Here is a 20,845-nt window from a genome sequence, read left to right on the forward strand (position 1 = left end):
ACAACTCACCCCAACAAGTCAGGCCAGCTAACCTCATCTAAATATGTTGACGAACAACCGATTAACATTTCCCCTTGAATAATCCACGGTGCTCCCCCATGTCTAAATCATACCAATCGGGATGAATAACTGAGCAGAGGTTACGCAGAAAAAATTGCTTAGAACAAGGTAGAAATTGCAGCGAGCTAGTTGTTCTAGCTTCAAAATTTCTAACGAAGTTATATGTGATTTTAGCCAGTAAGAATGCTCAAGTACTTGTGCTGATTGGTATCAACAACAGGGAGAAGCTATGTTAGCAATCATTGTGTTACTCATTGCCGCCAGCGGCGCGATTTACTATCTTGCCAGTAGCAATGGCCGAGCCAAACGCAGACGCGTGAAAATTACCGCTCAGCCGTTTCCAAAGGCCTGGCGGCAGATCCTTAAACGCCGTTTCCCCTACTTTCAGTCCATGCCAACCGACCTGCAATTACAGCTGAAAAAACACATTCAGGTGTTCGTCGCTGAGAAGAAATTCGTCGGCTGCGCGGGTCTTGAGATTGATGATGAAGTAAAAGTAACCATTGCAGCGCAAGCGTGCCTGCTGCTACTTAATCGCCCCAATCATTATTATCCAAAGCTGAAACAAATACTGGTTTACCCGCACGCATTCGTTGTGCAAAGTCAAAGCGTCGATGGTAACGGTGTACATGCTAGTCAACGCCAGGTTCATTTGGGTGAGTCTTGGGAAAATGGCAAGGTCATTTTATCCTGGCACAGCGCCAAAGCTGGTGCAGATGACCCATTTGATGGCAGCAATGTGGTGATCCATGAGTTTGCCCACCAATTGGATCAGGAAACAGGAACAGCCAACGGCGCCCCTTTTCTAGGCAAAATTGATGACTACCCGACCTGGACTCAAGTGCTAAGTCGCGAATTTGAGCAACTGCGCCATTGCGCTCGCAACCATATACCTTCATTGTTTGATTATTATGGTGCGACTAACCCAGCAGAGTTTTTTGCAGTGATCAGCGAGACATTTTTTGAAAAACCGCAACAGTTTCACCAACAACATCCAGATTTGTATCAAGAACTCAGTCGTTTCTATCAGTTAAACCCGATACACTGGCACTAATTTAGTTAACTCGCTCCTCAATAAAACAAGTAGGCGGGAACGAGAGTACCAATACAAACTAACAAAAGCCTACTTAGCTACGCAGCAATAGTTAATAGCTAAGCAGCAACTCACAACTGCAAAGCACAGTTAAACCAACGCTCAAGGATAAACATGACACTTAGCATCAACAAACTTGGCCTTATCGCCATGCTAGTTACCACAGTCACCGCATTCGACTGTCTAGCGAACGATACCAAAGTAGAAACCGACGACAAACCGCTAGAGCAAACCACAACCTCTAGCCTTACTATAGATACTGAGCTGAACACACAAAGCGAGCAAGTCAGTAAAGAGAGCGCAGGGGTTATCACAGATCTCAACGATGCAATAAAGCTTAACGATCCACAGCAATTAGATGAAAAAGATCGCCAATTAATTAATAGCCTACTTAACCAGTTGCATGAGAGTGCAGAAACCGCTGACTGGCATCTCTACTTTTCGCTGTATCATGACCAGGCGGTATTCATTGGCACAGACGCCACCGAACGTTGGGACATGAAGCTATTTAGGCAATACGCCGAAAAGACCCAAGGTTGGCGCTATGAATTGCAATCACGCAAATTAATCAAGGTTGGCGACACTGTGGTATTTGATGAGCAGCTATACAGCGAGTCTTATGGTGTTAGCAGAGGAACTGGCGCCATGGTATGGACACCACAAGGCTGGAAGGTATTGCAATATCACTTAAGCTTCCCTATCCCTAATGACAAAGCTAAACGCATCACTAGCTTGATAAAGCAGTAAGCTCCCCCCAAAAAAACGAATTCTGCTACAAAAAATAAGTCCACCAACTGGTGGACTTATTCAAACCTCAAACCTACAACTCAAACTTATGTCTCAAATTCGCCTTAGGCAGGAGTAATGGCAGCTTTAGGATTAGCCAGAGGCACCTCATAGAACCAGAGTTACTTCATAGAACCAGAGTTACTTCATCGAAGTAGCAAAGCTCAAACCAGCCAGTTGCACTAAATGACAAAAACCCTGAAAGTCTTGCTCGGTTAACATCTGTTGACTAACAATGCGGTCAGCATAAAACACACCTAGTACTTTATCTTCCACGACCAAAGGCGCAATCATGAAACCTTGCTTGTCGATTAACTCTGCAACCGCCTCTGGCAACAAGGTTAAGCAGCTCTCTAATGCTAACTTATCAACTAGCTGAGCTTGCTTTAACCTCACTGACTGAGTGAACACCGCGCCGCTTTCATCCAGCAAAATAACCAATGATCGCTTGAGTAGTTCCTTATCCTCTCCGTACATAACTCTTGGTTCTAGCTGCTTACGATTAGGTGATAGCAACAACAAACCACAGCGATCCATACCAACGCCATTAAGGATCCCCTCAAGCGTCTGCATAGTGACGGTATTAAAGTCCGTTTTAGTAATAATGGCTTCGGTAAGCAAACGAATTTGCGCTAATTGAATCGTGAGATTAGGCAAATTCCCTTGTTGGAAATACTCAGCATCATCAGCAGCAAAGGCTTCAATTCTAGCCTGCGCATTGGGTAAGAACTCGGCTAAATCCCCAGCACCGTAGGCATGGGCGAGCTTTTGGGTTTGCTCGCTACATTGCAATACCTTCTGCGCGAACTCTTCGCTTGATACACCAACCAACTCACCCGACTGCTGCATCACTTTTTTAAACTTAGGCAAATCTAAACGATCAGCCATAATCACATCAGCGAGTTGATCTGCCATGTAAATACTGCGTATTTCTGGGGTACGCTCATCAGGGCGTGTCAGAGACTTCACTAACAGCTCACCTAAGCCCCAGTTACGAGCAATCCCCTGCGATAACTGATTGAACGATGTGCCAAGCTCAGCATTGATGGTAGCCCTTACCGACTCAGCATCCGCCATTTTTAGCTGCTTGTCTAAGCGCTCTGACTGAATATCCCCAACACTCCAAAAGCCAACTTCGCCAATGCGATACAGTAGCGATGCGATAAAGGCTTCCTCACGCAAGGATTCATCATGATCATCAAGCATCATGCGGGCAAACATAGCCGCCTGAAACGATTGCGCCATTAGCTTTAGCAAGCGTTGGTACACATCTTCAGTGAGGTTTTTGGTTTCTAGCAAACTCGACAGCATCTTAGCTGTAATGCAGATATTGCGAATCGTATCAAAGCCAAGCACTACAGCTGCGCGGCTTACCGTCGAGACCTGATTATTACCTTTGTTGTAAATCGCGCTATTGGCGACCCGTAAGATGCGCGAGGTAAGCGCATTGTCGTGCATTACGCTCTGCCCGAGCTTGGCAAGCGACGACACATCATCCTTGGCGAGCTTTTCTAACTCTCGCACCGTTGAGCATAATGCGGGAATTTCTTGATTGCTGATCCGCTTTGTCCAGTAATCAGCCCCACGTGGCTGATTTTGATTTTGTTTTGAATTAGACGGTGAATTCAATTGCATTCCTTTACATGAAAAGCTGACTCGCGTTTTAACAGTATAGGCATAACTCTATGCGGTTGAAATTGCTTATTGGTGCAGACCTTACGCTAAACGGACGAAACTCAACAAACTAAAACGTGACCAACTAGAAATAAAAGGCGAAAAAAACGGCTCCTAAGAGCCGCAACACAAACAATGTGGTTGAAAACCTCACGGGTAGGAAAGATCCAAACCAAGAAACTAACCACTACCTAGTTCACTCTTTTATAAACAGTCTCTGAACATAACCATTTATAAAAACATAAGCATAGCTAATTGAATTGGACAAAAATCCTGTGTGGCCTGTAGGTGAACCGCACAGGGTTTACTCAAATCAGCTTATGAGTGCTCGTAATAAACTGATTTGAATAACAAGGTTGTTAAACATGGCAATGCGTAACAACAAAAAGTGAAAGTAAAACAATGGTAAAGCTGGTACTCCAGCCTTACCGATACAGCTCGTTACTGCTAAAGCTGCCTTAGAACTGCTCTTCTTCAGTAGAACCTGTTAGGGCTGTAACCGAAGACTTACCGCCTTGAATGCAAGTGGTAACTTGGTCGAAGTAACCTGTACCCACTTCTTGCTGGTGCGATACGAAGGTGTAGCCTTTTTCTGCCGCAGCAAACTCAACTTCTTGCACCTTCTCAACATAGTGTTTCATGCCTTCACCGCGCGCATAGTCATACGCTAGGTCGAACATGTTGTACCACATGTTATGAATACCCGCTAAGGTGATGAACTGGTACTTGTAGCCCATGTCTGACAGCGCTTGTTGGAAGCGTGCAATCGTTTCGTCGTCGAGGTTCTTTCTCCAGTTGAACGATGGCGAGCAGTTATAAGCAAGTAGCTGATCAGGGTATTTAGCATGAATCGCATCCGCAAACTTCTTCGCTTCTTCTAGACAAGGCGTTGCCGTTTCACACCAGATAAGGTCAGCATACGGAGCGTAAGCTAAGCCGCGCGAAATTGCTTGGTCAATACCATTTTTCACGCGGTAGAAACCTTCTTCAGTGCGGTCGCCAGTGACAAAGTCACGGTCATATGGGTCGCAATCAGATGTCATTAGGTCAGCTGCGTTAGCATCGGTACGGGCAATCACTAAGGTTTCAACGCCGCTCACATCAGCCGCAAGGCGCGCAGCTACAAGCTTTTGTACCGCTTCTTGAGTAGGTACAAGTACTTTACCGCCCATGTGACCACATTTTTTCACTGACGCTAATTGGTCTTCAAAGTGAACGCCAGCCGCACCAGCATCAATCATGCCTTTCATAAGCTCGAATGCGTTTAGTACGCCGCCAAAACCAGCTTCAGCATCAGCAACGATTGGTAGGAAATAATCAGTGTAACCTTCATCACCTGGGTTAATTTCTTTACCCCATTGGATTTGGTCAGCGCGGCGGAAAGAGTTATTGATGCGACCAACTACCGCTGGAACTGAGTTCGCTGGGTATAGTGATTGGTCTGGGTACATGGTGCCCGCTAAGTTAGCGTCAGCCGCAACCTGCCAACCTGAAAGGTAAATCGCTTCAATACCCGCTTTAGCTTGTTGAACCGCTTGACCACCGGTTAGTGCACCTAGTGAGTTCACATAACCTTTTTTAGCACCACCGTTTACTAATTCCCAAAGCTTGGCTGCACCACGTTTAGCTATTGTGTTCTCTGGTACAACAGAGCCACGTAGCTTTACCACTTCTTCAGCAGTGTACGGACGCTTCACGCCTTTCCAACGTGGGTTTTCAGCCCAATCCTTTTTAATCGCTTCAATCTGCTGCTCGCGAGTCAGTGTTTCAGTAGACATAGTGCTTCTCCTTCCTGTGTGTAGGGCTGGCAAGTGTGCGGCATTATGAGATAACTCACTCGCCACTTGCCTAATTTCCGTTGTTTTTGTAAATCTGTAATTCAGTGTTTGTTAATTAGAGCTGGGTAATCGGCTTAGGCTGTTAGCAGCTCATAACCAGGCAGAGTTAAAAAGTCGACCAACTCATCTGAGGTAGTAATCTGCTCAAACAATTGTGCCGCTTGGGTAAACTTGCCCGCTTGATAACGTTCCGTACCTAGCTCTTGCTCAACATTTTTCAACTCTTCAGCTAGCATCTGGCGGAACAAGTCTTTAGTCACCAGCTTGCCGTTAGATAAGCTCTTTTCATGTTGGATCCACTGCCAAATCGAAGTACGTGAAATCTCTGCCGTTGCCGCATCTTCCATCAAACCGTATATAGGTACGCAGCCGTTACCCTGGATCCAGGCTTCGATGTATTGCACCGCAATACGAATGTTCAAACGCATGCCAGTCTCGGTGCGCTCACCATCGCAAGGTTCAAGCAACTCAGCAGCTGGAATTGGCGCATCAACATCACGGGTAATATGCAATTGGTTGGTGTTATCACCGCCAATGTAGTCGTTGAAAATGCCCATGGCAGTATCAGCAAGACCAGGATGAGCAACCCAGGTGCCGTCATGGCCGTTGCGAGCTTCTAGTTCTTTGTCACCGCGAACTTTTTGCAATACTTGCTGATTGGTTGCTTCGTCTTTTGCTGGAATGAACGCCGCCATACCGCCCATCGCCAGTGCACCACGTTTATGACAGGTCTTAATCAGCAGACGTGAATAAGCACTTAAGAAAGGCTTGTCCATGGTCACAGCTTGACGGTCTGGCAACACTCGGTCGGGATGGTTTTTAAGGGTTTTGATGTAACTAAAGATGTAGTCCCAACGACCACAATTCAGCGCCACAATGTTTGAACGAAGCTCATATAAAATCTCGTCCATCTCAAACACAGCCGGCAGGGTTTCAATCAAGCAAGTACACTTGATGGTGCCTGGTTGCAGGCAGAAACGCTCTTCAACAAAGGCGAATACTTTTGCCCACCAGCGCGCTTCATGGTGACTTTCAAGCTTAGGAATGTAGAAGTAAGGCCCAGAGTTTTTCGCCAATAACTGACGGTAGTTATGGTAAAAGTACAAAGCAAAGTCAGCTAATCCACCAGGAATGGCTTCGCCTTCAAACTCAATATGCTTTTCTTTTAAATGCAGACCACGTACGCGAGCAATCAATACAGCAGGATCTGGGTTTAATGAATAATGTTTGCCTGTATTAGGCGCGGTAAATTCAATGTCACCGTTAACCGCATCATGTAGGTTAATTTGTCCTTGAACCACTTTCTCCCAGCTAGGTGCGAGTGAGTCTTCAAAGTCTGCCATAAACACTTTTACGTTAGCGTTTAGTGCATTAATAATCATTTTGCGATCAACAGGACCTGTGATCTCCACGCGGCGGTCTTGCAAATCTGCCGGAATACCACGAATAGACCAGTTACCATCGCGAATTGCACGTGTCTCAGGTAAGTAATCAGGCAGCTCGCCCGCATCAATTCGCTGTTGCTTATGGCAGCGCTTCTCTAATAGCTGTGGCACTTCGGCAGCGAACTGCTCACATAGTGTTTCCAGTAATGCTAAAGCACCTGAGTTAAGGATCTTCTCTTGGCCTTCAACATGGCTACCCAAAATTGCCAGCTTTGAGCTCGACTGGGTTTCGGTTTGCGCTGAATATTTAGCGACTAATTGATCTGCCGTCATAATTGCATCCTTGTGCTTAGATTATTGAGACTGTGTTGGGTGCCGCCATATTTCTGTTTTGGCAACCAGCGGTCTTAATAAAACTGACCCGATAAATATTGAGTAACTGTTATTGAGTAACTGTTATTGAGTAACTTTAGCTTTTGCTAGTCGAATCCTTCATCAGAGGTGCCCTGCCAATTTAGAGCATTCACTCTTTAAAAACCGTAAGCAAAAACTTTCAAATGTTTGCGTTGAACTAAAAACTAACCACAAACATTTGTAATTGCAACAATCTAAACGCAGAAAAAACGAGCAAAAATAGACTTAAAAACCATCATAAAATTGGTAATACCAAGACTTACAATACAAGGATTTTTCATTAAAATTCAGATAATTAACCAAGACCCATCCAGAGAGATTAACAGCAAAACACCAGCAATAGAATAATTTGTCAGACCAATAACCCTAACAAACGCAATGTAGTAAAATTACAACCATAAAGCACGCATCGTACAAATATTGTTACGCAACTTTAGTCGAATTAGTAACAATAGGAATCAACTCTGCGTTTTGAGCTGCCGCTAGCGGAAATAGTGAAAGAGCATATATTTCATACATTTAGATAACAAACCTAGACAAGCCAACTTAAACGACCGTTTTAATCTTACGTTAACGTAAAGGTAACCGAAATAAGGTTAATTTATTGTTAGGCGTGGCTACGTATTAACCGAACAACACTCGATTTGTCCGCGAAAAATATTCAATTTTTTTTAAATTTTTTCAAAAAAAGTGCATAAAAAGTTCAAAAGAGCCAATTTGGTGCAAGTTTGCTGAATTAACTTGCTCATGATGAATGGAGCTTTCTGAAAGCGCACCAAAATGGTGGAGAGATTTGGATGGCGCAAAAATTACAAGTGATAGCCTCAAGGGGAAGTGTTAACGACGAACTGTTATCTATAGCGCGACTGCTGATCGACTTGCAGTTCAATGTCAAAGATACAGTATTCACACCTTGGTTTTGTTTAAGCACAAGCTAGGGTCTTATTCCTGTTCTTGAAGTCGAGGGCTAGATTCCCGCTTAAAAGCGTTGCGGGAATGGCAACCAAACGGTCACCCTCGAGATACTTTTAATCGAGGGTCTCGCTTTACTCTTGCAATCGAGAACTAGATTCCCGCTTAAAAGCGTTGCGGGAATGACACTGTTGGTAGCGTTGTTGGAATGACTGTGTTAGCAGCCTTGCGGGAATGGCAACCAAACGGTCACCCTCGAGATGCTGTTAATCGAGGGTCTCGCTTTTACTCTTGCAGTCGAGAACTAGATTCCCGCTTAAAAGCGTTGCGGGAATGACACTGTTTGTAGCGTTGTTGGAATGACGATGGTAGCAGCCTTGCGGGAATGGCAACCAAACGGTCACCCTCGAGATGCTTTTAATCGAGGGTCTCGCTTTACTCTTGCAATCGATAACTAGATTCCCGCTCAAAAGCCTTGCGGGAATGACGATGGTAGCAGCGTTGCGGGAATGACACTGTTGGTAGCGTTGTTGGAATGACTGTGTTAGCAGCCTTGCGGGAGCGACCAACTAATAACGACGGGCTAAAGACGACAAAATAGATACCTGAGAACAAAGGCGAGATTAAAAAGGTGACAATACTAACGAGAGGTGAAAGACCAAGGCTGAGCTAGTACAGCTAACAGGCCGCACACCAACATTTGACGACAACAGGGCTTAGCTAGCTTTCCGCTACTGCCATATCTGCATCGGCTTGGCTTTGTTTCACTTTTACAGGGTTATAAACCACAGCCTGGTTCTTACCTTGCTCTTTTGCCTGTTTAAGCCCTAGGGCTGCACGGCTGATTATCGGGTCAAGGCTTAAGTCTTGCTCTGTCCAGCAGCTTAAGCCTGCACTCACCGTAATGGCAAATTGATGGCCGGTCAGTTTAGTTTCAATGCTGGCTACTTGTTCGAGAAATTGCGTTGTCAGCTCATATGCTTGCTCAATATGAGTTTGCGGCATGAATAGTCCAAATTCTTCGCTGCTCATCCGCAACAAAATATGTTTTTTATCAATAAGCTCATTTAGCACATTGACTACCTGCTGCAATGCCCAGTCACCATTAGCATTACCGTATTGTTCATTAATTTGCTTAAGCGAATCGAGATCAAACAAGATTACCGAATAATCCGAATGGCGAGTTTGACATTGAATAAGCTGATTTTCAGCCATGTTTTGCCCAATAAAACGGCTATAAACGCCGGTAAGTTGGTCACGCTGGGCCTGGCGTTTGTAGTTGCTACGTTGAGACCAAACCGCTACGAGCATCAGGAATAAGCAAATACTGGCTCCAGCGAAAATGGTTGAAAACATATATGAGTAACTGCGTTGCTGATTCAACACTTTGCGCTGCTCACCAAAAATATCGTAATCCTGAACAATTTTATCAAGCTCACGGGTTTTCTCGGCAATTTCAAATTGTGCCATTTGATAAGCGTTTTGTTTTAATCGCTGCTCATTAAGCAACGTCTCGCTTAACATCTGCGATCTTACTTGATGCTCATACGCCTGCTGATATTGCTCAGCGTCTCTGGCTAATAAAGCGAGTATGCCGTGGGCGCGCTGTTTCGGGCGAATATTCATTTGCACTTGCGCCAGATCAGCTACTCGCTGGGCATAGTCTCTAGCCTCAGCAAACATCCCTAGGTGATAATAAGTTTCAGCTAAAAAAGCCCAGTTACTGTATATCTCAATGTTAAAGTTAAACTTTTCGTAGGCTTCTAAAGAAGATAAAAAACCAGGTAGTGCGTTAGGGTACTTTTGTTGCTCAAATAAAGCCCGAGCTTGACCTTTAACTGACATCGCCACGATTAGAGGGTAACCATGCTTTTGACAATAATCACCACTACGCCTGAAATACTCAGCCGCAGCTTCGTGCTTATCCAGTTCAAGATTCGCTACCGCTAAGTAGAGCATGCCATAACATTCACTTTTAGTATCTCTACCCTTATTGAATGCCAATACCCGATTAACCACCAACAGCATCTCTTTGTAGGCTTCCAAATCAAGGTACACATTCAACAAACGTAAATAGGACTGCACCTTAACATGAGTATCATCGCCCTGCTCAATACGTCTTAAATTCTGCTCTAGCTGTTGAAATGCTTGCTGGTATTCACCTAATCCAATACTTACTGTTACCTTGTAAAGATAAATCTGAGTGAGTAGTTCTTGATTGGGATTTAGCCCCTCAGCTTCATCTAACACGCGTTTTGCAGCAATAAAGTTACCGGTATAAAGGTGGTTAATGCTTTTCAAGGTTTTAAATTTTGCTAATTGCTGCGAAGTAAAATTGCCGGTTCTAGGTTCAAGACTTTTAATAACAGAAACGGCTTTAGGAAGGTCAGATTGCAACAATGAGTCTAGCTCGCCTAACTGGCTATCAATATCACTCGCCTTGACGTTGACACTCAACATCAAGGTAAGTAAAGCTGAAATCAGCAGACGAGATAACAAGAGCTTATTCCGAGTGATTAGCAATTAGCATAAACAACTTCATATTCTTGTCACCCGACAATGATTGGACTTTGCTCATGTCACCTGACATCACAGCTTCGGCTTCTTCATCGGTTAGACCATACTGCTGCATCACGCCACGAGGGTCCTTTTTGTAGGCTTGTTGCAGCTTTACATCCTGATTTAATTCTGTAAAAAAATCGGTCAATTTAGACATACTATTTCCTTATTTGATGTTTCAAGGGAGAGTTTAACACGCTATTGCGTCACGACTAACCGAGATCGCTCTCGGAAATTCCTAATTTTGCCAACATTTGTTGGTTCAATTTTAATTTGCCTACTGGCGGGATCATCAGGGTGCTAATCATAGTTAAATCAGCATCTGGCAAATCCTTTAGTGCAAGCCAATCGATGCGCGGCGACATTAAAGGTAGATTAGGCGCTTCGTAAATGACAACCTGATGATCTAACGGATACCATTGATTTAAATGTTCAACCAATATCTGCAACCTATCTTTAGTGGTAGCAAACTGAGTTAATGAATGCTCACCAGCTAAGGCTATTTGCCACAGCAAAACATGGGTATAGGGGTTAATTTGGTGGTTATAAAGCATAAATTGCGTGGCTTCATAACTTTGATGGCCAGCTTGGCCTGGGTCGATACCAAGATCTGCCCAAAGACAAGCTTCTGCAGAAACGCCAGGCAGCATTTGTGCTTCAAACCCTTCGACTTTAGCTTGCTTAATTGCAAGGTGTGACACACAAGCAAAGATCCCTGGGTGGCCATATAAGGCTACAACTACATCTAAACCTTGGCGGACTTGCTGCAAAATAGCTTCAACCATTTGCGCATAAGTATCGCGGCGACTTTTTACCTCGCCCTCTTGGGCATAATACGGCTGTAAAGAAGCATGTTTTGGGTTTAAGCCAACGAGCCATTGCTCGCAAAAAACATCTGGCACTAATGAAAACACAATATCAGCGTGTTCAATATGGCTTTTGCTTAGTGCACCGATATGAGCAGCTAACTGCAATCCGGTGCCAACAAAAACCAAACTCCCCAGTTTATTCTGCTTATTTTCCATAATCGTCGTACGCGACCTTATATTAGCGAACACTAATTAGTGTGCAACACTCTAAACTTGACATACTTTTATTGACCACACAAATTTAGCAAGCCCGTTTTACCCTCTCAAGTTAAATCGAGCAAGTTTGGCTTTTATCGATATGTTTTGTTTAAAGCTGAACTTAAAGCGCCCTAAGCACTCAAACACACAAACATAAGCCTGAACCCTTGTCATTTTAGGTCGCCCTTGGGTATCATGGCCGACAGAATTTAGGAAGTATTACAAATAATGATTAACAAAAAACAACGTTTTACCTTTTTGAGTGCTGCAGTACTTAGCCTTTCGCTGTCTGGTTGTGGTGTATTTGACTGGCTGATTTACAAGCCTGACATCCCACAGGGTAACTATATGGAAGCGCAACAAGTAGAGCAGTTGCGTGTTGATATGACTAAGGAGCAAGCTGAGTACATCCTGGGGCGCCCTGTACTACGCGACAGTTTTTCTGACAACACCTGGTACTATGTTTATCACTTTAAGAGTGGTCGTGATGCGAGCATCATCCACAAAGAGTTAATCATTCATTTTGAAGATGACAAAATCGCCCGCGTTGAGGGTGATTACGAACTCAGTGAAGACTTTAATACGCCACTAGGCCAAGGCGAATTACCAAGTATCTCAGGGCCATCAAAAGATGAGCCACTTGTACCTGAGTCGCGTCCAGATGCAAAACCGCTAGTTCAAGAGAAGGTGGTTGAACTGCAAGAAGGTTTAAAACAGCAAAACGACGACGCTGAATAGATTGAACCCAAAGCGACAACCTACCTTAAGTTGGCAATAAAAAAGCAGAACGGTAACCCGTTCTGCTTTTTTAGTTTTAACATGGTCTGAAAACCATAGGCAAACGCAAGTTAAGCGCTCACCTTCGCGCCAGTGGTCTTATTAATTCGCCCTTCTTCTTTGGCTTTTTCAGCGCGGCGGCGACGAACATCTTTAGGGTCGGCGATTAACGGTCGGTATATCTCCACTCGCTGACCTGGTTGCAATACCTCTTGATGCTTCACCTGACGACTAAAAATACCCAGCTTTACTTTTGCTAGGTCAATTTCAGGGAAAAACGCAACAATGTTTGACTGCTCAACCGCTTCAATACAGCTAGTGCCCGGCGCAACATTCACCGTAATTACCTTTTGCTGCTCAGGTAAGGCATAAATGACATCAACGGGAAATGACTCAACTTCTTTAGTCACGATAAATCACCTTAGCTCTGTCTGTGAATGCGGTTACCATCGAACCGACTAACTCTTTAAAAACTCGCCCAAAAGCGATATCAGTTAACGGGTTTGAAAATTCAAAGTCCAAGTCAAACTCAACCTTGCAGGCCTCTTCCGTTAGCTCAGTAAACTTCCAATTGCCATGTAAGAACTTAAACGGGCCATTTTCTAACTCTAACGCTATCGACTTGCCTTCAACGACTTGATTTCGCGTCGTAAAGGTTTTCTTAATACCTGCTTTACTGACATCAACCGATGCCACCATGGTTTTGCCATCAAACTCAAGCACCTTACCACCGACACAGCCGGGTAAAAACTCATGGTAAGACTCAACATCATTCACTAGGTTATACATTTCTAATGCGCTAAACCGGACCAGCACACTTTTAGAGATTTTTGGCATTGTTGCTCATTGGAATACTGTAATTTGCACGGGATTTTAGCACGTTGGTAAAAAAAGGCATCCCTACAGTTATCAGCCGTTATAAAGCTCAGACGATCTAACTCACAAACCTAGGTACTGGGCAAACAAGTTAATCCTCGCATCTTCAAGCTGTTGGGGTATAATCCCTTGAATTAGATTATTCTCTCCCCCATATCTGCCTTTAAGAGCAGAAAAATAGATGGGCAACTGCGAGTTAACCACGCAATTATGGCAAAAAAGAATTCCAAAAAAGCAAAGAATCCACCAGCAACAATTACCCGCAACAAACGCGCGACCTTTGAATTTAAAATCGAAGACAAAATTGAAGCCGGATTAGAGCTACAAGGCTGGGAAGTAAAATCTCTGCGTATGGGTAAAGTTACCCTAGCTGATTGTTATGTTTACATTAAACATGGCGAAGCATTTATGCACGGCTGTACCGTACAACCATTAAACACAGCATCAACTCATGTTGTATGTGACCCAATTCGCACCAAAAAGCTACTACTAAAACGCAGCGAGATCGACAAGCTAGAAGGCTTGATTGAACGCCAAGGCTACACATTGGTGCCGCTGTCACTATACTGGCGCAAAGGCGCATGGGTAAAAGTTGAAATTGGCTTAGGTAAAGGTAAGAAAGATCACGACAAGCGCCAAGATACGAAAGAGCGCGAGTGGAAGGTTGAGCAATCACGCGTGATGAAAAAGTCTCGTTTGGGCTGATAAATAACCAAACAGTGATGTTTTGCGAAAATGTCGCTAGGCGTTTAGCTAAATACTCGATACAATTAACAAACTTTGGGGGCGATTCTGGATTCGACAGGATTCACGAAACCCTGGGAGCATGTCGAGGGGCGGTTGGCCTCGTAAAAAGCCGCACAGTTATAGTTGCAAACGACGATAACTACGCTCTAGCAGCTTAGGCTCGCTAGCCATCAGCCACACGTTTCGCACATGGGCAGTGGATTTTGATGGTCATCTTACATAGTGCTAGCGAGGGAACCTTGTTCGGGGGTGAACCGCGAAACAGTACCGGACTCGCCTGGTAATATCCTGTCTTTCGGAGCTTATCGGGTTAACCAAAAGAGAGACTAAACATGTAGCGCCTTGGATGTAGGCTTTCTGGACGCGGGTTCAAGTCCCGCCGCCTCCACCAAATTAAGCATTCTAGGGTAACCTAGAAATACTAAAACCCCTTTATAGCCTAGGCTTTAAAGGGGTTTTGTCTTTCTGTAGCTTTCTAGGGGTTTCGTAACACCCCAGTTTTATAGTAACCTTTTTGGTAACACTTCAATCAATGTTACCAAAATGGTGTTACTACGATGGCGAAGATAGTTAAGCCCCTGACAAATACGGAAATTGCCCAGGCTAAGCCAAGGGCGAAGGAATACAACCTTACTGATGGTGATGGACTAATACTTAGAGTAAAACCTAACGGCTCTAAACTATGGCTGTTCAATTACTACCACCCGTACACCAAAAAACGAAAAAACCTTGGACTTGGAACCTATCCAGAAATATCTTTAGCCCAAGCTAGGCAATCTAGATTAGATGCTAGAAAGCTGGTGGCCGCTAACATTGACCCTAAAGAACACAGAGACACGGTACAAAAAGCTGCCGAGCAAGAACAACTCAACACTCTTGAAAAAGTAGCCAATGATTGGTTCTTAATTAAGAAAACCAAAGTAACTAATGATTATGCCACCAGCTTGTGGCGTTCTTTAGAAAATCACTTATTCCCAAGGTTAGGCAAATACCCTATTAGTAAACTCACCGCCACCAGCACCATAGAAGTATTAAAACCGATTGCTGCTAAAGGTAGCTTGGAAACGGTTAGACGACTTTGCCAACGGCTAAATGAAATTATGATCTATGCCGTAAATACTGGCGTGATTTTTAGTAATCCGTTGTCGGGCATTAGCCACGCTTTTGAAGCTCCCAAAAAGCAATTGATGGCAACCATTAGACCCGATGAATTACCCGAATTAATGCAAGCTCTAAACACTGCAAGTATTAAGTTGGTTACTCGTTTTTTAATTGAGTGGCAATTACATACTATGGTGCGCCCTAATGAAGCTGCTGGTGCAAAGTGGAGTGAGATTGACTTTGATAACAAGCTTTGGACAGTTCCACCAGCTCGCATGAAGATGAAGCGTGAACACATTGTACCGCTAAGCGACCAAGTCCTTAGCTTACTGGAAGCATTAAAGCCTATTAGCGGCCATAGGGAACATATCTTTCCCGCTGATAGAGATCCCAAATCGCACGCGAATTCGCAAACAGCAAACATGGCGCTAAAACGTATGGGATATGGTGGTAAGCTCGTTTCTCATGGTCTTAGAGCATTAGCTAGTACCACACTAAACGAGCAAGGCTTTGACCCTGATTTAATCGAGGCATCACTAGCTCACGTTGATAAAAATGATGTTCGCAGAGCCTATAACCGAGCTGACTACCTAGAGCGTAGAAAGCCAATTATGGCTTGGTGGTCTGAATACATAGAACAAGCTGCTAGCGGCTCTAATAGCCTTGCTGGTGGATATAAAGGTCTAAGAGTCGTCAATCAAAACTAAGGAAGATTAAATATGAATGCACATGATAACAGAGGGGTAGATCTATTTCTGAAGCATGAACAAGCACTGGGGCTAAGCCATTGCCTATTATTGCTTTGCAAAGACGTTAATCACCCAGTAATCCAGGATATAAAATTGGCACTTGATAAGGTTATAGCTAGCTTAGAGCAAGCTACCGATGTAGCTAAAGAATTTGGCGAAGAAAAGGCGATACCATCCACCAGTGAACAGTTCAAGGCTTACAAACTATTCTATGAAGCCAAGGAAGATTTGCACGATGGTATTGATCTCATCAACCCTGCGTCACTCAATGGTAACAAACTTTATCTGCACATAGTAAACGCAGCTTGGGCTATATTTGATTTACTGCACAGCGCAACAGAGTTAGCGAACGACTTACTAGAAAACCCACCAGCAAAACAGGCTGCTTGATAAGTCAAAGCAGCTGTATGTATTTACAAAGCCTAGGTTAGCTCCCGAAAAGGGCGGCCACCCAACCGCCCCTGGCTTTGTCCTTAACTTGGGATCGCGGGGGCGATATTAATGGAAGATAGAGAGTGGGCGCTTATTGAGGGGGCATGGGTAGAGCCATTTCAATTTAATGATGAAGAACATAACACCCTGTTCGAGTTGTTGAATGGATATTTTCCAACCTCTGAAAGCACTGATAGCTTTATCAATGGTCTTGAACGAGCTATAGAGGTTAACTCGGTGTCTATAGACACTAGAAGTGAAATGAATGATCGCGCTTTCAATATCGCTCAATTGAAAAAAGTATCAAATGGATTATCAAAAGCCATTACAGCTCTTCAGTCTCTTGACCCTTATGCTCAAGCTGAGTTTAGTCAACATGCATATTTAGCGGAAAAAGACATAAAAGGCTCAGTCCCTTTATCTCACTGGAAAAGTGACCCAACACTTGAACTAGAGATACTACTAGACAGTGCGAACAATCATCTTGAAGAAATATCAAAACAGAAACATGCAAGAAAAGAGACCCCGAGATATTTAGTTGGCCGCATCGTGGGATTATGGAGAAATTATGTTGCGAATGGCCGTGTTATTACTGATGTAACTTTAGCATGGCGTGATCACGAAAGAGGAAAGCAAAGCCCTGAAATATCTTTATGGCTACTTGTAAAACTCGTTTTAGAATCTGCTGGCTTACTCCTTCAAGACCCATCTAACTATATCAATGAAGCCATAGCTTGGCATAATCAACTCGACATTCAAGCTTCTAAAGAACAAACGGGATAAAACATAAAATTTATTTTTAAAAATACCCCATCCACACTTATAAACTCATGTGAATAATTAACAGCCAGTAATCTCCATAAACATTCGGGACTGGCTATGAACACTTATTCAAATCACTTAAAAATACTTCGTAAACCAGAGGTTTTAGCACTTTTAGGGCTTTCCGAAACCTCACTTCACCGCCAAATCAAAGCTGGGACTTTCCCACCATCGTTTAGTCTAGGTTGCAGAGCTGTAGGCTGGTATGAGCATGAACTAACGTCAGTAATTAAAGCACGAGCGGCGGCTAAAACAGAGAATGAAATAATCGCAATTGTTCAGCGACTAGTAGCCTCACGTAAGCAAGAGATATAGGGGGGTGCTATGCAAACAATTACCCTAACTCCACCAGCAACAGTGCCACCACAGATAGCGCAAGTGCTTTACCACTGTTACCAAGGGGGCTCATTAAATCAGCTTGAAGCGAATAGCTATTTTAACTGTGAGAACCTAAATGTACTTGTTTTTACCCTTAGTAACAATTATCAAATTACGTTCAATAACCACTGTGAATCAGTAGTTGGTAAATGCGGCCAAGACACAATTGTTCAACGCTATTGGCTAAATAATTGTTGCGCTAACTTTGATTTAGTTTACCAGGTACTTGTTCACCAATTTAGCTACAAACCTGAATACCGACCAGCGGCCTAGCTCATTGCACTAGCCCATCAATTACATGTATGAGCAAGGATCACAATGCAAAAAATCGACTTTAAAACAATAAACGACAGCGCCTTAAACTCTGCATTAAATGTGGTTCAAAACTGGGTGCCTGATGGTTCAAAGCAAAGCCATGAATGGATTGCTCTAAACCCAACTAGAAATGACAGTAGCAAGGGCTCATTTTCAATCAACCTGAACACAGGTGTTTGGAAAGACTTTGCTACAAATGACGGTGGGGCAGACCTTATCAGCCTAGTTGCCTATGTTGAAGGGATAAAACAAGGTGATGCGGCTAAATTGCTCAGCGAATACTTAGGTATCGTTTCAATTCGCACTAATGAATCAAAGGCAAAAACACCAACTAAGAAACAGGAAGTATTCGAGGCCATCTATCCGCCACCAGCTAATGTTAGAGACAATTGCCCAACTCGACACCCTAAGAACGGTAAACCATCTCAAGTTTGGGACTACTATTCACAAGACAATGTGCTGCTAATGAGGATCATGCGTTTTGATTCAAACAAAGCTGGACAACGGAAAAAGGACTATAGGCCGTTAGCTTATGGTGTTTATGGAGAGCAAGAACCAAGGTGGCATTGGCGACAACTACCTATTGGGCGCCCTCTTTATCGCCTTAACCGCATAAAGACACACTCAACTGCGGTTATATGTGAAGGAGAAAAAGCCGCAGATGCAGCAACAGGGTTATTCCCTGACAGCTTTGTTACGTGTTGGGCTGGTGGATCTAAAGCAATAAGCAAAACCGACTTTACCCCACTCAAAGGTAAACAAGTTATCTTTTGGCCTGACAATGATCAAGCTGGTAAAGAGTCTGTAGCCGTATTACACAAACAACTAAAAAACATAGGTATAGAGAATTTCAGAGTCATTGATACTCAATGTTTCGTCCAAAACGCCCCTTCTAAAAACGGTGAATTGATTGCTGGTGGTCACTGGCCGGATAAGGCCGATGCTTATGAAGCTATAGAACTTGGTTGGACAGCTCAACATATAGCTAAAGCCACTGAACTCAATAAGTTATTTACTAAAGCCGAAGTAAAACAACTCGCATTACAAGACGGTATCCCTCACGGTTACAGACTTGATAAAAACGGGATTTGGTACACAGATGACAAAGGAAACAGCAAGCGACTTTGCGCCCCTTTAGAGTTTGTAGCCCGTTCAAGAAGTGGTCATGGTGATGGCAGGAACTGGGGAATATTGCTCAAGTTTGAAGATTTCGACCAACAAGAAAAGGTTTGGAATATACCAATGCAAGCCTTTGCAACTGATGGAGGTTCCGAGGTCATTCGTGGCTTGTTAGAACGTGGGTTAGATATTAGCTCCCACCGTGAAGCTAAGCGCAAAATCCTTGAGTACCTTCAAGAATATGAAACAGAGCAGCGAGTTTCCTTAGTTTACAAAATGGGGTGGCATAACAAGGCATTTGTATTCCCTGAATCCGTAGCTGGCACCAATGAACAAGTAATGTTTTACAGCGAGAGCCCGACACTATGCAAACTTGGTGAAACTGGTTCACTTGATGATTGGAAAGCTAATGTTAGCCACTATTGCAAGGGAAACTCCCTAGCTCTATTTTCAGTGAGTGCGGCACTTTCAGCCCCATTAGTCGAGTTAATGGGCTATGAGTCAATGGGCTTTCATTTCTTTGGTGATAGCTCTTGGGGTAAATCCACGTTACTTAATGTTGCTTGCTCTGTATATGGCGACCCAGAAAGCTACAAATGTACATTTAGAGCAACAGACAACGCCCTAGAAAGCCTAGCCTCCGCTCATTCCGACATGTTGTTAGCACTTGATGAAATTAACCAAGTAGATGCTCGTATTATTGGCGACATTATTTACATGTTAGGCAACGGCCAAGGAAAGCACCGGGCAAATGACCGAGGCCAAGCGAGAGAGTCACAGCATAAATGGAAACTCACCTACTTAACCAATGGCGAGAAAACACTAGAGCAATATTTGCTTGAGGGTGGCAAGAAAGTGACGGGAGGCATGGAAATGCGCTTTCTAGGTATTAAGGCTACTTTCCAAGAGTCAGAACAAGATAAAAAGCATAAAGGCGTTTTTGACCATTGCCATGAATTTGCTGGTGGTGCTGATCTTTCAAATCACTTAAAGCGAAACATGCAACAGTATCACGGCCTAGCGTTCCCCGCCTTTATCGACACGCTTGTATCTCAAGATCTAAAAGAACTAACAACTTGGCTAGTAAAAGAAGTCGACAAGTTTGTTTCAAGTAACCTTACTCCTGAAGCTGGTGGACAAGTGCAACGAGCTGCTGCCAAGTTTGCATTAGTCGGGTTAGCCGGTGAACTCGCAACAAAGTGGAATATCACAGGCTGGAATAAAGGTGAGGCTTATTCAGCTGCTAGAGAGTGCTTTAAATCTTGGTTAAAGACCCGAGGCGGCGAAGGCAACATGGAAGATAAACAGCTATTGGAAGAAATCAAAACTCAACTAGAGCTATACGGTGAATCCAAGTTTAAACGATGGGATAAGAAAGCCAAAGGCTTTGCTGACCATCAAAGCACGATTACAGATACCCACGTCCCCTCACCAGCTGAGATGTGGGGATTCAGATATTATCTTGAAGATAAAAATGCTACCGAGGGAGATACACAAGAAGTCATTTACTACATATATCCCAACGCATTTGAAACACGAATTTGCAAAGGCAATGACCACCTCAGAGCTGCCAGATTGTTGAGAGATAGAGGCGCTTTGATTCTAAGAGACAGTGAACTAAAGGAGAACCGATTAAAGACGAAAGAAAGATTACCAGGCTCAGGTAAAAGTGCTAGGCCAATATATAAGGTCAAAGGCAGCGTTTTATTTGCAGCTTAACAAACCACCAACAGGGAACAAG

Annotated in this window: 18 protein-coding genes and 1 other RNA gene; 11 read left to right on the forward strand and 8 right to left on the reverse strand. The window is 43.7% G+C overall.

Features of this window, described 5'->3' with window-relative positions:
- The first annotated feature begins 289 nt into the window (after positions 1-289).
- Both EXU30_RS03960 and EXU30_RS03965 read left to right on the forward strand, forming a co-directional pair.
- On the forward strand, positions 290-1,114 hold the full coding sequence (locus EXU30_RS03960; protein WP_130597920.1) for a M90 family metallopeptidase: 825 nt from the start codon (positions 290-292) through the stop codon (positions 1,112-1,114).
- A gap of 153 nt (positions 1,115-1,267) precedes the next feature.
- The gene (locus tag EXU30_RS03965; protein WP_130597921.1) at positions 1,268-1,900 is read left to right on the forward strand and encodes a nuclear transport factor 2 family protein; all 633 of its coding nucleotides are present in this window, start codon (positions 1,268-1,270) and stop codon (positions 1,898-1,900) included.
- A 180-nt stretch (positions 1,901-2,080) separates the two neighbouring features.
- Here the strand turns inward: EXU30_RS03965 and EXU30_RS03970 are convergent, their stop codons facing one another.
- From EXU30_RS03970 to EXU30_RS03995, 6 genes are all read right to left on the reverse strand, one after another.
- Entirely contained in the window at positions 2,081-3,568 is a 1,488-nt protein-coding gene (locus tag EXU30_RS03970; RefSeq protein ID WP_423213357.1) for an HDOD domain-containing protein, read from the reverse strand.
- A 503-nt stretch (positions 3,569-4,071) separates the two neighbouring features.
- Entirely contained in the window at positions 4,072-5,391 is a 1,320-nt protein-coding gene (gene aceA, locus EXU30_RS03975) for an isocitrate lyase (RefSeq protein WP_130597923.1), read from the reverse strand.
- Positions 5,392-5,525: 134 nt separating this feature from the next.
- Positions 5,526-7,169 carry a malate synthase A gene (aceB, locus tag EXU30_RS03980; RefSeq protein WP_130597924.1) on the reverse strand — a complete coding sequence of 548 codons (1,644 nt, stop codon included), beginning with the start codon at positions 7,167-7,169 and terminating at the stop codon, positions 5,526-5,528.
- A gap of 1,713 nt (positions 7,170-8,882) precedes the next feature.
- Complete coding sequence (locus EXU30_RS03985; RefSeq protein ID WP_130597925.1) at positions 8,883-10,661, reverse strand: tetratricopeptide repeat-containing diguanylate cyclase; 1,779 nt, start codon at positions 10,659-10,661, stop codon at positions 8,883-8,885.
- Between the two features lie 4 nt (positions 10,662-10,665).
- Positions 10,666-10,878, reverse strand: a complete 213-nt coding sequence (locus EXU30_RS03990) for a hypothetical protein (RefSeq protein ID WP_130597926.1) — start codon at positions 10,876-10,878, stop codon at positions 10,666-10,668.
- Positions 10,879-10,933: 55 nt separating this feature from the next.
- Positions 10,934-11,725 carry an SAM-dependent methyltransferase gene (locus EXU30_RS03995; protein WP_207234114.1) on the reverse strand — a complete coding sequence of 264 codons (792 nt, stop codon included), beginning with the start codon at positions 11,723-11,725 and terminating at the stop codon, positions 10,934-10,936.
- A gap of 291 nt (positions 11,726-12,016) precedes the next feature.
- Between EXU30_RS03995 and EXU30_RS04000 the strand changes: the two genes are divergently transcribed.
- A complete protein-coding gene (locus EXU30_RS04000; RefSeq protein ID WP_130597928.1) occupies positions 12,017-12,526 on the forward strand; it encodes an outer membrane protein assembly factor BamE in 510 nt (169 codons plus the stop codon).
- A 110-nt stretch (positions 12,527-12,636) separates the two neighbouring features.
- Here the strand turns inward: EXU30_RS04000 and EXU30_RS04005 are convergent, their stop codons facing one another.
- Both EXU30_RS04005 and EXU30_RS04010 read right to left on the reverse strand, forming a co-directional pair.
- Complete coding sequence (locus tag EXU30_RS04005; protein WP_130597929.1) at positions 12,637-12,975, reverse strand: RnfH family protein; 339 nt, start codon at positions 12,973-12,975, stop codon at positions 12,637-12,639.
- Positions 12,968-13,402, reverse strand: a complete 435-nt coding sequence (locus tag EXU30_RS04010) for an SRPBCC family protein (RefSeq protein WP_130597930.1) — start codon at positions 13,400-13,402, stop codon at positions 12,968-12,970. Before EXU30_RS04010 ends, EXU30_RS04005 begins: the two co-directional genes overlap by 8 nt.
- Before the next feature lie 249 nt (positions 13,403-13,651).
- On the opposite strand from EXU30_RS04010, the gene smpB reads away from it, so the two are divergent.
- The 8 genes from smpB to EXU30_RS04050 all read left to right on the forward strand — a co-directional run bounded on the left by smpB (position 13,652) and on the right by EXU30_RS04050 (position 20,823).
- Positions 13,652-14,146, forward strand: coding sequence for an SsrA-binding protein SmpB (smpB, locus tag EXU30_RS04015; RefSeq protein WP_130597931.1), 495 nt, complete (start codon positions 13,652-13,654; stop codon positions 14,144-14,146).
- A 77-nt stretch (positions 14,147-14,223) separates the two neighbouring features.
- Positions 14,224-14,579: a transfer-messenger RNA gene (ssrA, locus tag EXU30_RS04020) on the forward strand.
- Between the two features lie 166 nt (positions 14,580-14,745).
- Positions 14,746-15,996 (forward strand): integrase domain-containing protein, encoded by a 1,251-nt coding sequence (locus EXU30_RS04025; RefSeq protein WP_130597932.1) that lies wholly within the window; start codon positions 14,746-14,748, stop codon positions 15,994-15,996.
- A gap of 12 nt (positions 15,997-16,008) precedes the next feature.
- Entirely contained in the window at positions 16,009-16,428 is a 420-nt protein-coding gene (locus EXU30_RS04030) for a hypothetical protein (protein WP_130597933.1), read from the forward strand.
- A 111-nt stretch (positions 16,429-16,539) separates the two neighbouring features.
- The gene (locus EXU30_RS04035) at positions 16,540-17,253 is read left to right on the forward strand and encodes a hypothetical protein (RefSeq protein ID WP_130597934.1); all 714 of its coding nucleotides are present in this window, start codon (positions 16,540-16,542) and stop codon (positions 17,251-17,253) included.
- A 96-nt stretch (positions 17,254-17,349) separates the two neighbouring features.
- Positions 17,350-17,607 (forward strand): helix-turn-helix transcriptional regulator, encoded by a 258-nt coding sequence (locus EXU30_RS04040; protein WP_130597935.1) that lies wholly within the window; start codon positions 17,350-17,352, stop codon positions 17,605-17,607.
- A 9-nt stretch (positions 17,608-17,616) separates the two neighbouring features.
- Positions 17,617-17,943, forward strand: coding sequence for a hypothetical protein (locus tag EXU30_RS04045; protein WP_130597936.1), 327 nt, complete (start codon positions 17,617-17,619; stop codon positions 17,941-17,943).
- Positions 17,944-17,988: 45 nt separating this feature from the next.
- A complete protein-coding gene (locus EXU30_RS04050; RefSeq protein WP_130597937.1) occupies positions 17,989-20,823 on the forward strand; it encodes a DUF927 domain-containing protein in 2,835 nt (944 codons plus the stop codon).
- The last annotated feature ends 22 nt before the right edge of the window (positions 20,824-20,845 follow it).

It is taken from the genome of Shewanella maritima, assembly GCF_004295345.1.
In the GTDB taxonomy this organism is placed as follows: Bacteria; Pseudomonadota; Gammaproteobacteria; order Enterobacterales; family Shewanellaceae; genus Shewanella; species Shewanella maritima.

Bases quoted from the DNA above. Each gene is read 5' to 3' on its own strand.
- EXU30_RS04040 (WP_130597935.1), top strand. From the start codon at position 17,350: ATGAACACTTATTCAAATCACTTAAAAATACTTCGTAAACCAGAGGTT.
- EXU30_RS03960 (WP_130597920.1), top strand. From the start codon at position 290: ATGTTAGCAATCATTGTGTTACTCATTGCCGCCAGCGGCGCGATTTAC.
- EXU30_RS04010 (WP_130597930.1), bottom strand. From the start codon at position 13,402: ATGCCAAAAATCTCTAAAAGTGTGCTGGTCCGGTTTAGCGCATTAGAA.
- EXU30_RS04035 (WP_130597934.1), top strand. From the start codon at position 16,540: ATGGAAGATAGAGAGTGGGCGCTTATTGAGGGGGCATGGGTAGAGCCA.
- EXU30_RS04000 (WP_130597928.1), top strand. From the start codon at position 12,017: ATGATTAACAAAAAACAACGTTTTACCTTTTTGAGTGCTGCAGTACTT.
- EXU30_RS04050 (WP_130597937.1), top strand. From the start codon at position 17,989: ATGCAAAAAATCGACTTTAAAACAATAAACGACAGCGCCTTAAACTCT.
- EXU30_RS04030 (WP_130597933.1), top strand. From the start codon at position 16,009: ATGAATGCACATGATAACAGAGGGGTAGATCTATTTCTGAAGCATGAA.
- smpB (WP_130597931.1), top strand. From the start codon at position 13,652: ATGGCAAAAAAGAATTCCAAAAAAGCAAAGAATCCACCAGCAACAATT.
- EXU30_RS04025 (WP_130597932.1), top strand. From the start codon at position 14,746: ATGGCGAAGATAGTTAAGCCCCTGACAAATACGGAAATTGCCCAGGCT.
- EXU30_RS04045 (WP_130597936.1), top strand. From the start codon at position 17,617: ATGCAAACAATTACCCTAACTCCACCAGCAACAGTGCCACCACAGATA.
- EXU30_RS03990 (WP_130597926.1), bottom strand. From the start codon at position 10,878: ATGTCTAAATTGACCGATTTTTTTACAGAATTAAATCAGGATGTAAAG.
- aceB (WP_130597924.1), bottom strand. From the start codon at position 7,169: ATGACGGCAGATCAATTAGTCGCTAAATATTCAGCGCAAACCGAAACC.
- EXU30_RS03965 (WP_130597921.1), top strand. From the start codon at position 1,268: ATGACACTTAGCATCAACAAACTTGGCCTTATCGCCATGCTAGTTACC.
- aceA (WP_130597923.1), bottom strand. From the start codon at position 5,391: ATGTCTACTGAAACACTGACTCGCGAGCAGCAGATTGAAGCGATTAAA.